This window comes from Microbacterium sp. W1-4-2 (assembly GCF_058349885.2).
On the sequence record NZ_JBYRJC020000001.1, the window covers coordinates 4678 to 16644 of the forward strand.

The following is an 11967-nucleotide window of genomic DNA, read 5'->3' on the forward strand; positions in this document are numbered from 1 at the left end:
TCGCCGTCGCCGTCGCCTTCGCCGTCGCCGTCGCCGTCGCCTTCGCCGTCGCCGTCGCCGTCGCCTTCGCCGTCGCCGTCGCCGTCGCCTTCGCCGTCGCCTTCGCCGTCGCCGACTCCTACGCCGACGCCGACTCCTACGCCGACGCCGACTCCTACGCCGACGCCGACTCCTACGCCAACCCCTACGCCGACGCCGACCCCCACGCCCACGCTGTCCGGCAGCGTCGGACTGTGGCCCATGGATGAGACGTCGGGGACGGTCGTCACGGATGCCTCGGGCTCGGGCAACACCGGCACCATCTCGGGTGGGGTCACGCACGTGACCGGAAAGATCGGCGGGGCCCTGTCGTTCAACGGCACCACCGGCCGCGTCACGGTGGCTGACAGCACGTCGCTGGACATCACCCATGCGCTGACGGTCGCCGCCTGGGTGCGCAGCGGCTCGACCGGTACGCAGTATCTGGTGAAGAAGGCCGACATCGACGCCACCAACGGGTACGAGCTGTCGCTGGCCGATACGGGCAAGCCGTTCTTCCGCCTGAACCAGGCGTCCTCGGGCAACACCTATCGCGTCAACGGCCCCTCGCCGATCGCCGCGAACGGGTCGACCTGGGTGCATCTGGCAGGCGTGTACGACGGCACCACCATGACCCTGTACGTGAACGGCGTCGCCGTCGTGTCCGCCCCCGGCCCCGCCTCGATCGGCACGAACTCGGGCCCGCTGGTCATGGGCGATCAGCCGTCGGGCGGGTATCCGTTCCTCGGCGCGCTCGACGACGTCCGCGTGTACGACCGGGCCCTGAGCGCATCCGAGATCGCCACCCTCGCTGCGGGGTGACCGGTACGCGCCGTGTCAGCCGACGGGCGGCAGACTGCCGTCCGGGCCGATCCGAGGCCGCGTCCGGTCGATCCGCCCGAAACGCAACCCCAACCAGGACGCGACCTGTCCCCATTCGCGCATCAGCTGCGACGGCTGCCGCACGATGCGCAGCGCGCGCCGCGGCATCCGCGCCAGACGTCCGGATCGGTGCGTGCGGGGCGCCGCGGCGGCCGCCGCGTTCGGCGAGGGGCCGGCGATCTCGGCTTCCCGGGCGGTGTCGGCGTCTCGGTACGCCTGGACGACGAGGCCGTAGTCGCGCTCGAGCTGATGGACGGCGACACCCTTCATGAAGCCTTGGCGGAACGTCGCGCGGACGCCTTCGCGCTTTCGGACGTGCACGACCGCATCCCACACCGAGTGCAGGTCGTGCCCCGCCAGCTGCAGTCGCCAGCTCAGATCCGCATCTTCACCGCTCGGCCGAGACTCGTCGAAGCCGTTCACCGACCAGAAGATGTCGGCGCGCACGCCCATGTTGCCCGACCCGGCCGCCGCCAGCCAGGGCAGGAAGCCCTCCCGGTACGTCGGCTCGACCCATCCGCCGTCCCATGCCGCCCGAGGGTTCAGCAGCGCGTGCTCCATCAAGCCGGCGACGAAGCCGTGCTCGGCCACCGCCTCGGCCATCAGCCGCACCCACGCCTCGTCCACGACGTCGTCGGCGTCGCAGAACAGCAGCACGGCGCTTGCGGCCGACGACGCGCCGCAGTTGCGCGCGGCGGAGGCGCCGCGGCGCTCTGACGCGTCGACCAGCCGCAGCTGCGGCATCCGCTCACACCACTCTCGGACGAGTGGGACCGTGCCGTCGACCGAGCCGTTGTCGCAGACGAGGACCTCGAACGCGGCGACGGTGTCCTGCCGGGACAGCGCCTGCAACTGCTCGGCCAGGGTCGACGCGGCGTTGTAGGCGGGGATGATTACGGATGCCGTGGGCGCGACCGGCTCCAGCGCCTGACGGCCCAGGTCATCCGCCGTCACCGGTCAGCCCCTTGCGCAAGGCCTCAAGCCATCCCCGACCGAATTCCTGATCCGGCTCGAGATAGTTGCCTTCGGCCCACTCGTTCCACGACTTCACCCAGAGCAGCCGTTCCTGCTCAGGACGGTCCCGCAGCGTCCGCACCGCGGCGGCGACGTTCTCGGCGAACCGATCCGGACGCGACCCGGTCAGGACGAAGCCGCGCCGGTTCGAACGGGGAGTGGAGTCCCAGTTCGGAAGCACGGCCGGCTGCCACCCGGGGTTGGCGCGCACCTTGTCCCACAGGCCGGGGCGAGTGGAGTACGGGTAGATCTCCAGCTGGCGCAGCTTGCGCCGCACGCGCATCGCCTGACCGCGCAGGCCGGTGACGTCGGCGGGATGCTGCATGTGGACGCCCGCGTCGAATCCGTCCTCGATGGCAGTGGTGTACGGCATCCACCGCCCGAAGCTGTCCGTCACCTCGGCGACCAGGTACATGCCGTCCAGCCCCGCCGCGCGCGCCATCTGCTGCCAGCGGTCGACGAACGCCCGCGCGTCGGGCAGCAGATGCGGCCGGTACACGTAGAACACGGGCTTGCCGTTCACCCGGAAGTACCGCTCGTCGCGGAAGGCCGACAGGATCGCGTCGAAGTGCCGCTGGTCGTCCTCGTCTCCGAGATATCGCTGCTCGCGCAGGATGCGTCCAGGGGCGCCGTGCCAGATGCCTGACCACGTCTCATTCGCCCAGCCCAGGCAGAACGGCAGGGAGGGGCTGCCGGCGGCGAGCACCTCGGCGAAGGGCCGTTCGAGGATGCGCACGCCGTCGCCGAACCAATAGTGCCAGTAGCAGAAGGCGGCGACCCCGTACTCCGCGGCCAGTGCTGCCTGGGCTTCGCGTGTCTCGGCCAGACGCAGATCGTAGAAGCCGAGATCGGCGGGCAGGTGCGGCTGGTTGTGGCCGGGGAACAGCCGGCGCGCCCGGGTGACGTTCGTCCACTCGGTGAACCCGGGTCCCCACCACTCGTCGTTCTCGGGGATCGGGTGGTATTGGGGGAGGTAGAACGCGATCGCCCGGGCCTGTGCGGTCGAGGTCATGGTCGGACCATCCTCTCTCGTGCCATGCTGTGGACGATCGGGTACTGCTTCATGAGTTCGGACACGGTCGCCGTCCGATAGCCGCGCGCACGCGTCGAATGCAGGATGCGTTCGAGGACTGCACCGCGGTCGAAGTCGGGAAGGCGCTCTCCCGGCTCGACGTTCTCGGGGTCGGCGCGGCTGTCGTGCAGCAGGATGACCGCACCGGGGAACACACTCGCGAGCGCGCGATCCGCGACCTTGCGGGGATCGTCGTCGACCCAGTCCTGCGCATGGCCCGACCAGATCACCATCCGAAGGCCGAGCCTGCGCACTGCGCACCCCTGTGCCATGGTGTGCTCCCCGTAGGGCGGCCGGTAGAGGGCCACCGGCTCTTCCGCCACATTCTCGACGACGGCGCGCGCCGCGGCGATCATGCGGGAGGCCTGCGATGTCCGCATGGTCAGCAGCGAGCGATGGCCACGCCCGTGCAGCGCCACCTCGTGACCCTCGGCGGCGATACGCCGCACGATCGAAGGGTACCGGGTGACGGATTCGGCGAGCACGAAGAACGTGGCGGTCGCACCGTTCTCGGCGAGGACGTCGAGCACTCGTGGCGTGGAAGCGGGATCCGGGCCGTCGTCATACGTCAGGGCGAGGGTGCGTGTGGTGGTGTCGACGCAGTAGATGCCGAAGTCGCGCAGCAGAGGCGCGGGGATACGTCCTCGACCGACGGCATGCGCGCGGAACGAACCGGCGGGTGGATCTGCCGACTCGATGACGCGCCGCGGGACGAGTCTGGCCGCCGCGAACATGCGGCCCGGGCCGGTGCGCGACGGCTTCATCGCACAGCTCCCTCGAGCGCGGCGAGCTTGCGTGTCGATCGCCGGTCGACCGCGACCCGCAGCCGGTCCCGCAGCACGGCGGCGCACTCGTCGAAGCCCACGCCCAGAGCACACTGGAACGACCAGGGGTCGTCGGGGTCGAATGCCGCATCGAAACGACGATCGTAGGCCGGATCATATCCGGACACGTCCGCGGACTCGAGGAACGGGATGCCGCGCGTCCGAGGCGCGAAGGTAGCCCAATCCGTGGCCACCGGGCGATCCCCGATGAACCACAGGTTGTGCGGTTGGAAGTCGCCGTGCAGGTAGCCCGCGAGATAGATCTCGAGCAGAACATCGATGGCCCACGCCCCGAGGCCGACGACCCCGTCGCGGCTCATCCCACGGGCGCGGACGTCCAGGCGATCGTGGTCCGGCAGGCGCGGCGCGAGGATCCGCCGGTCGTCCGCACGCACGAGAGGCATGCGCCAGGAGCGGTCGCGGAACATCTCCCAGCTCATGCGCTCCGCCTCCGCTTCGAGCCGCGCTGCGGGGCTGTCCACGAAGTACTTGCCCACCAGGGCGCGACCGCCTCGGGTGAGGAATACCGTGGCGTTCGTCTCGCGATCGCCGACGAACTCGCACAGGAACGGCACGCCGTAGCGCCGCATGACCGCGACGCGGCCGCGCAGTCTGCTCATCGGTGTGCGCCCCGCGCGTTCGCGCTGCGCTCGCCCGAGCGGGGCGAGCGGTCGATCGGGCGGTACGAAGCCGCCGCCGGCATCTCCGACCGTCCGGGGCGAGGTCTCAGGTGTGCCGTTCGTCATCGACCGACCCCCGTCCTCGTCCGGCGCAGCCCTCTCAGCCGTCGCACCACGGCGCGCAGACCGTCGGACTGTGCGGCGCGCGACCCGACGCGGGAATGGCGCATGCGGGACCACACCCATGCGCGCACGACCTCCTCGACGGACGGTTCGACCGTCGTCATGCGCAATCGTGCAGTGAAGGCCTCGTTGCGCTCGACCTCGCGGTCGACCGGCTGCGGAACGCCGTAGCCGTGGGCGCTGAGATATCCGTCCAGCAGCGACTCGGCCACGTCGTCGTCGGTGATGCGCGCGCGCAGCTCGGCAGGCAGATCGAGCTGCGCGGCCAGGCGCGGCAGCAGCGCGGCATGGGACGGCTTGATCTGCAGCTTCTGGATCTTGACGTGATACAGCAGCGAGAAGAAGTGATCGTCGATGCGAGGACGGGCGACGGCATCGCGCGCGATCACGCGCCGCTGCAGCATCCGCTCCTGCCAGCGTCTGTCGAAGTAGCCGTCGCCGACCTCTCGGATGTCGAAGACCACGGGAACGCCGCCGACCAGCGCGGTCGCCGCCGACTCGGACGGCGCGCCGGCGGCCCCCACGATCGCCGCGAAGTCGTCTCGGCTGCGCGCCAGCACATCGATCTCGGGGTCTGTGCCGAGCACCTCGGGCAGGTCGGCGAAGCTGCGCATCACCAGATACTCGCTGGACCGGCGCAGGACGGCGACGAGCTCGTCCAGGTCGGCCCAGCCCTCGGCGCCCACCAGGTCGTCGGCGAGATGCTCGACGGCATCGGGGTCGGCCTCGCCGGATCGCGCCAGCACCTCGTCGAGACGCCGGGGGCCGAGGATCAGGGTGGCATCGCGGAAGAACTCGTCCAGGCCGTTGCTCGAGTGCACGGTGTAGCCGCCGGCCAGCTGCCGCGCGGCACGCTTCACGCGCGCCATGCGGATGTTGGTCAGTTCGACGAACCCCGAGACGTTCTGCCGGTACTGATACACCGGGTCGGGATCTTCGATGACGACCAACAGGAACGGACCGGTCCCGGCATCCTCTTCCTTGCCGGACCCCAGGCCGACACCGGTGGCATACAGCCGCTCGAAGTCGTTCACCATGCGCTCGGCGCTCCAGTGCACCTCGAACCGTGCGAGGACGCGGAACTCCTGCTCGATCATCTCCAGGATGCGGTCCTCGTGCGGGCGCGCTTTCTCCCAGATCACGAACAGCTGCAGGTCCCGGTCGTATTGGTGCCGGAACGCCCCACGCTCCGAATCCCATCCGTATCCCGCGGCGGAGGGTATGAACTTCTCCACCGCGACACGCCGGTCGGTTGCGAGCGCGCTGCTCGCATCGTGATTCCACGACATGCTGATCTCCCCAGTCCACCGCAACGACGCGTGCACCATGTCCCCTGACATGTCCCCAGCAGTCGTCTGTTGCGGAGTTGCCTCCATTCTGGCAGAGATATCGGCTCCTGTCAGCTGTTCCGATGCCTCTCAGACAACCTCCAGCCGATCCCCGTCACCGCCCCGCGCAGGACCCCTGCGATCTCGGCGACGGCCAGCGCCATCGGCATCGGCGCGTCCAGTCGCCGACGCCACGGGCGGCGGGAGCCGTCGGCCCGGTCCCGGTACGGTGCCATCAGCACGACCGACTCGCGAAGCCGGAGTCGCTGGTCGCGCACGGCACGGGCGACGAAGTACCGCGCCGTGCTGTCGCCGACGCCGAGGCGCGCGAAGAGCACGGTCGCGTGGCTGCGTCGGCGAAGGTACAGCTCGCGAAGCGTGCGCCGCCGGTGCGGCGGTGCCGGCCGGGCGCCGGCCGCGCCCGGGACGTACACGAGCCGTGCGCCGGTCAGCCGCAGGCGCACCGCCACGTCCACGTCGGCGTAGCGTCCGGCGTCGGGCAGTCGCGGGTCGATGCCGCCCACGGACTCGAGCGTCGTGCGGCGGACGGAGTAGTTGGCGGACGGCATCACGTCGACGTCGACGGGGTGCCCGGGGTCGACGTCGAACGCGCCGGTGAGCCGACCGTCGGCGAGCATTCGCCCGATCTCGTTCGTGGGACGGTGTGCGACCGTGCCGTGCCCGTCGTGGACGGGGCCGCAGACGGCGGCCACGTCAGGGTCGGCGTAGGCGGCGCGCAGCGCGGCGAGCCAGCCGGGATCTACCGTCAGGTCGTCTTCGACGAACGCGACCACGTCGCCCGTCGTCGCCCGCGCGCCGAGGGCCCGGCGCTGCGTCACCGTCGCGCCGGCGGGCGCGGGCAGGACGCGCACCCGCGCACTCGCGCGCGCCGGTCGCGGGACGCTGCCGGCGGGGGAGCCGGCGCACACGACGACGATCTCATCGAGCGCGCGGGCCTGGGCGACCAGCGCCTGCACGCACGCGGTCGCGTCGTGCCCGGCGCGCGGCGCCACGACGATGCCGACCGATGGCCCCTCAGCGCGAGCCGGTGCCACGTCGATCCCGCCGTCGGGCGACGAACGCCGCCGGGAAGCCGGCGGTGAGCCCCGCCACCTCGGCCGCGGACCGTGCCAGCGACCCTACGAACCGCGCCCGCGAGCGCAGCGAGCCGTCCGGCTGCTCGGGATCGCGGCCGAGCAGCCGCTGCCCGGCCAGCCGCAGGTACGCGGACTGCTCACGCAGCGCGACGCCCGCGTACCGGCGGATGCGTGCGTCGGACCAGCCGAAGACGCGGGCCAGCATCACGATGTGGTTGCGGCGCGAGTAGTACAGCCAGCGGCGGTCGAACCGCTTGCCGCCGATCCCGTACGGCGCCCCCGCGTGGAACGCCAGCGCCCGCGGCGCGAAGACGAGCCGGCCGCCGGCGTGCCCGAGGCGCAGCGCGATGTCGGACTCCTCGCACAGGCACGTCCCCGGGTAGTTGCCGCGAATGCCGCCGACGGCGTCGATCGCGGACCGGCGGAATGACATGTTGGCGCCGAGCAGATGGTCGACGTCGACGATCCGGCCCGGGTCGGCCGCGAAGTTGCCGGTCAGCCGGCCGTCCGGCAGCAGCCGGCCGATCTCGTCGACGCCGCGCGTCTGCTCGCCGTCGATGCCGTTCAGCGCCCGGCCGCCGACCCCGACGACATCCGGGTCCTCGTATGCGGCGACGAGCTCGTCGAGCCAGTCCTGCTCGACGAACGCGTCGTCGTCCACGAACGCGATCACCTCGCCCCGGGTGGCGGCGAACCCGATCTGCCGCGACTCCGGCGTCGTGCCGCGGCCGAGATCGTTGCGCAGGTACACGACACCCGGGAACTGTGCGACGACATCCTTCGTGCGTCGATCCGGCGACCCGTCGACGACCACGACCTCGAGCGGCGGGGTGGCCAGTTCGCCCAGCCGGGTCAGACACGTGCGCACGTGGTCGGGGCGGCCGTACGTGGCGACGACGACGCTCACCCGCAGGCTCATGCGGCACCTCGCGAGGTCGGAATCCGCGCCAGCCGGAACCAGTCCTCCCGGCGGACCGGGGTCGCCAGCACGGTGCTCAGCGGCCTGCGCCGGCGACTCGCCCACCGGCGGTAGACCTCCGGCCGGGAGTACGCCTCGGCGTGCCCCGACCAGCCGAACTTGCGTCGCATCGTCTCGTCGTCGCGCACCCACGAGTAGTGCGCGACCCCCGCCGACGGCGCCACCACGGCGTGCACCGGGGTCGTGTGGGGATGGGCGGGATCCGTGTTCCAGGGTCGGAAGTCGACCCGGTGCAGCGGGACGTCGGCCTGTCGCGCGTGCGCCAGCCGCGTGCCGGCCCGCAGCGCCAGCGGCCCGGGGTAGCTCGCGCGCGCACGCCAGAACCGGGTGCTCGATTCGAGGAAGAGGTCGCCGCCGGCATCCGAGTACAGCCAGCGCGACGGGTAGTGCAGCCCCGCCGCGTCCGTACGGTCGGCCCGCTCGAGCGCGGCGAAGAACGCGTCCGCGTCGAGCATCACCTCGTCGGTGTCGAGCTGGAGCACCCAGTCGGCGCGGTCGGATGCCGCATCCAGCGCGTCCTGTCGTTGCAGCGTCTCGCACTCCAGCGGATGGTCCTTGACCTGGGCGTACCGGCCGGGCAGGTGCCGGCACTTGCCGTCGACGTCGAGCGCCGCGAGGACCGCGAGGCATTCGGCGACCGGCAGCGGCGTGCCCGTCCACGACGTGGCGGTGTCGTCGTACGACAGCACGATCTCGTCGACCCGGTGGTAGTAGGCGAGGATGCTCTCGCGGAGGTAGGCGGGGTCGGCGACCAGGACATAGGCGGAGACGCGCATCAGATGTAATCCGCGAACTCGCGCTCGTTCTTCTGGAAGACCAGCAGACCGAGGAAGAACACGACCGGTGCCGCCACCACGATCGCGAGGATCTGCCACCCCGGCGGCATGGGCGTGCCCAGGGTCGACCACCGGAAGGCCTCGAGGAACCAGGTCACCGGGTTGATCTCGAACAGCCAGCGCAGCCCCTGCGGGACCGCCGACAGTGCGTAGGCCAGGGGGCTGGCGTACATCAGCACCTGCAGCACCCATGGCAGGACGTAGCCGACGTCGCGGTACTTCACGAGGTAGGCGGCCGCCATGAGCCCGAACCCGAGACCCAGCAGCAGGATGAGCACCACCCAGACCGGCACCAGCAGCACGGCCCAGCCCGGGTTCAGCCCGAAGACGAACAGCAGGATCACCAGCAGCACGAAGCCGACGACGAAGTCCACGGCGACCGACGCGATGCTCGAGATCGGCACCAGCACGCGGGGGAAGAAGACCTTCTGCACGAGCGCCTGGTTGCTCACCATCGACGACGACGCACGGCCGAGGGCGCCGTTGAACAGGTTCCAGGCGAGCATGGCCGACAGCGTGAACACGAACGTGGGCACACCGCCCGTCGACAGCCCGGCGATGACGCCGAAGACGATCGTGAAGATGCCGGCCGTGACCAGCGGCTGCAGGATGACCCACGAGAACCCGAAGATCGTCTGGCGGTATCGCACGATGATGTCGCGCTGGGCCAGGCGCACCGCCACCTCGCGCGCCCGCCAGACCTCGCGCCACGGCGGCATGTTCAGCCGGCCCGGCGGGGTGATGACGATGTGTTCGATCTCGTCGGTCACGTCACACCCCCTCGTAGTCGAAGTTGACGAACACGAGCCCCTTTTCGGTGCCCGACGACTCGGTGAACTCGGGATAGGGCAGGTCGGGCAGCACCTCGAACTGCCACGCGCCCTCCCACGCGTCGAGGACCCCGGCCTGACACACGTACACGTCGACGGTGTACTGACCGGGCTTGAGCCACAGGTCGCGGATGATGAGGCGACCCGACTGCGCCTGCCCGGGATCGAACCACTTGCCGACCAGGCGCGAGTCGCACTGCGCGATCACCGACCCCTGGTCGTTGTTGATGTGCGCAGAGACGAAGTACGTGCCGATCAGATCCTTGGACGCCGGCGCGGTGAAGTCGACCACGACATCGTCGCCGGACTTGAGGAACTCGTCCTCCATCGACACCGTCTGCAGGCGCAGGCGACCGTTGCCGGCCCGGTTGTCGGGATCGCCCTGCGCGACCGCGAAGCTCTCGTAGCTGTTGCGGTACGCCTCGAGCGTGCCCTCGACGGTGCCCGAGTACATCAGGTGACCGCGGTCCAGCAGCATCGCCGACGTGCACAGCGCCTGCACCGTCTGCAGCTGGTGGCTGACGTAGAGCACCGTGCGGCCGCCCTGCGCGGCCTCGCGCATCTTGGCGAGCGAGCGGCGCTGGAACTCGGCGTCGCCGACGGCCAGCACCTCGTCGATCGCGAGGATCTCGGTGTCGAGGTGGGCGGCGACCGAGAACGCCAGCCGCACGTACATGCCCGACGAATAGCGCTTGACCGGCGTGGCCAGGAACTTCTCGATGCCCGAGAAGGCGACGATCTCGTCGTAGCGACGGCGGATCTCGGCGCGGCTCATCCCCAGGATCGCGCCGTTGAGGTAGATGTTCTCCTGCCCGGTCAGCTCGGGGTGGAATCCGGTGCCGACCTCGAGCAGCGAGCCGAGTCGCCCGTTCAGTTCGATCCGGCCGCGCGTGGGCGCGGTGACCCGGGTCAGCAGCTTCAGCAGCGTCGACTTGCCGGCGCCGTTGCGTCCGACGATGCCCACCGCCTCGCCGGGCGACACCTCGAACGAGATGTCGTCGAGCGCGTCGAACAGCGTGTACCGCTGACGCCCCGTGTTGCGAAGCCACTGTATGGCCGCCGCTGCAGCCGTCGACTGTCGTTCGCCGTTCGCCCCGAGTCGGTATGTCTTTCCCAGCCCCGACACTGATACGGCGGAGTTCCCCGTTCCACCCACGAGATGAATCTAGCCGATATCCCCGGTGACGGCACCGCGTCCTGCGGCACCGCGCCACAGCTGGGCATGCGCTGCGGCGCTGCGCTCCCAGGTGAAGCGGTCGGCCCGGGCGCGGCCGCGCCGCACCCGCTCCTGCACCTCGCTGTCGCGTGACAGGGTCCAGATCAGGCCGTCGGCGATGTCGGCGGATGTCGGCTCGACGAGGGTGCCGCCGTCGCCGACGACCTCGGGCAGCGAACTGGTGCGGGCCGCGACCACCGGGGTGCCCACTGCCATCGCCTCCAGCGCCGGCAGGCCGAAGCCCTCGTACAGCGACGGCACCACGACCGCCGAGGCCGCGGCGACCAGCCCCGGCAGCAGCGGGGCGGGCAGACGCCCGAGCAGTCGCGTGCCGGCCAGGCCGGCGAACAGCGCCGTCCGTCGGGGGTGCTCGGGGCCCGACAGAGCCAGGATCGTGCCGGGGTGCGCGCGGTGGATCATCGGCCATGCCTCGGCCAGGCCCTCGAGGTTCTTGCGGCGGCTCGCCCCGCCCATGTGCAGCACGAACGGGGCGTCGATGCCCAGCTCGGCGAGGGCCGGGGGTGTCAGCGGGGCGGCGTCGAAGAACCGACGGTCGACACCGTTCGGGATGACGTGGACGTCGGTCACTCCGAACAGGTCGGCGATGTCCTGCGCCGACGACTGGGACGGGGTGACCACGGCCGCCGCCCTTCGCAGCTCGGCCGCCACGAACGGCTCGGGCGCCGTCTCGTCGTCGAACCGCCAGGCGATCGTGTCGTGCACCGTGATGATCTCGGGCACGCGCGCCGGCGGCAGCCCGAGACCCATCCGGTGCACGACGTCCGCGCCGCCGTACAGTCCCGCACCGATCAGCCTTCGGACGGAGGTGGGGGCGCGGGCGGTCAGCCAGCCGGGCAGGCGCACGGTGCCCGGCAGCGGCGATCGCATCGACCGCGAGATCGTCCGCGTCACCCGCACGTCGTGCCCGAGCACGGTGCCCGCGCGCGAGATGAGCTCTTCTTCGTAGACTTGCTGGCCCATGGGTGCGGAGGTCGCGGACGTCGCGAATGCGATACTGAACGTCACGTCGTCTCCCACCATGCGGACGGCGGTCCCACACCACCGTCG

13 protein-coding genes are annotated in these 11967 nt (G+C 70.9%); 2 read left to right on the forward strand and 11 right to left on the reverse strand.

Annotated elements, in window-relative coordinates; genetic code table 11:
• Together AC3RX0_RS00020 and AC3RX0_RS00025 are read left to right on the forward strand one after the other, a co-directional pair.
• The coding region (locus AC3RX0_RS00020) for a hypothetical protein (RefSeq protein WP_491503899.1) at positions 1–248 on the forward strand (248 nt) is incomplete at its 5' end.
• A complete protein-coding gene (locus tag AC3RX0_RS00025; RefSeq protein ID WP_491503900.1) occupies positions 241–840 on the forward strand; it encodes a LamG domain-containing protein in 600 nt (199 codons plus the stop codon). The genes AC3RX0_RS00020 and AC3RX0_RS00025, both read left to right, overlap by 8 nt.
• A 15-nt stretch (positions 841–855) precedes the next feature.
• Here AC3RX0_RS00025 and AC3RX0_RS00030 read toward each other — a convergent pair whose 3' ends face one another.
• The 11 genes from AC3RX0_RS00030 to AC3RX0_RS00080 form a co-directional block, all read right to left on the reverse strand.
• On the reverse strand, positions 856–1854 hold the full coding sequence (locus AC3RX0_RS00030; RefSeq protein ID WP_491503901.1) for a glycosyltransferase family 2 protein: 999 nt from the start codon (positions 1852–1854) through the stop codon (positions 856–858).
• Entirely contained in the window at positions 1841–2926 is a 1086-nt protein-coding gene (locus tag AC3RX0_RS00035; protein WP_491503902.1) for a glycosyltransferase WbsX family protein, read from the reverse strand. Before AC3RX0_RS00035 ends, AC3RX0_RS00030 begins: the two co-directional genes overlap by 14 nt.
• Positions 2923–3750, reverse strand: coding sequence for a polysaccharide deacetylase family protein (locus AC3RX0_RS00040; RefSeq protein ID WP_491503903.1), 828 nt, complete (start codon positions 3748–3750; stop codon positions 2923–2925). Before AC3RX0_RS00040 ends, AC3RX0_RS00035 begins: the two co-directional genes overlap by 4 nt.
• Positions 3747–4430: a hypothetical protein gene (locus tag AC3RX0_RS00045; RefSeq protein ID WP_491503904.1), complete on the reverse strand. Its 684-nt coding sequence runs from the start codon at positions 4428–4430 to the stop codon at positions 3747–3749. The genes AC3RX0_RS00040 and AC3RX0_RS00045 overlap by 4 nt, the downstream gene beginning before the upstream one ends.
• Positions 4431–4552: 122 nt before the next feature.
• Positions 4553–5902 carry a hypothetical protein gene (locus AC3RX0_RS00050; RefSeq protein WP_491503905.1) on the reverse strand — a complete coding sequence of 450 codons (1350 nt, stop codon included), beginning with the start codon at positions 5900–5902 and terminating at the stop codon, positions 4553–4555.
• 110 nt (positions 5903–6012) lie between these two features.
• A complete protein-coding gene (locus AC3RX0_RS00055) occupies positions 6013–6996 on the reverse strand; it encodes a glycosyltransferase family 2 protein (protein WP_491503906.1) in 984 nt (327 codons plus the stop codon).
• Positions 6977–7957: a glycosyltransferase family 2 protein gene (locus tag AC3RX0_RS00060; protein ID WP_491503907.1), complete on the reverse strand. Its 981-nt coding sequence runs from the start codon at positions 7955–7957 to the stop codon at positions 6977–6979. The genes AC3RX0_RS00055 and AC3RX0_RS00060 overlap by 20 nt, the downstream gene beginning before the upstream one ends.
• A complete protein-coding gene (locus AC3RX0_RS00065) occupies positions 7954–8793 on the reverse strand; it encodes a hypothetical protein (RefSeq protein WP_491503908.1) in 840 nt (279 codons plus the stop codon). Before AC3RX0_RS00065 ends, AC3RX0_RS00060 begins: the two co-directional genes overlap by 4 nt.
• Complete coding sequence (locus tag AC3RX0_RS00070; protein WP_491503909.1) at positions 8793–9623, reverse strand: ABC transporter permease; 831 nt, start codon at positions 9621–9623, stop codon at positions 8793–8795. The genes AC3RX0_RS00065 and AC3RX0_RS00070 overlap by 1 nt, the downstream gene beginning before the upstream one ends.
• Before the next feature lies 1 nt (position 9624).
• Positions 9625–10839, reverse strand: a complete 1215-nt coding sequence (locus tag AC3RX0_RS00075; protein ID WP_491503910.1) for an ABC transporter ATP-binding protein — start codon at positions 10837–10839, stop codon at positions 9625–9627.
• A gap of 9 nt (positions 10840–10848) precedes the next feature.
• Entirely contained in the window at positions 10849–11880 is a 1032-nt protein-coding gene (locus AC3RX0_RS00080) for a glycosyltransferase family 4 protein (protein WP_491503911.1), read from the reverse strand.
• Positions 11881–11967 lie beyond the last annotated feature (87 nt).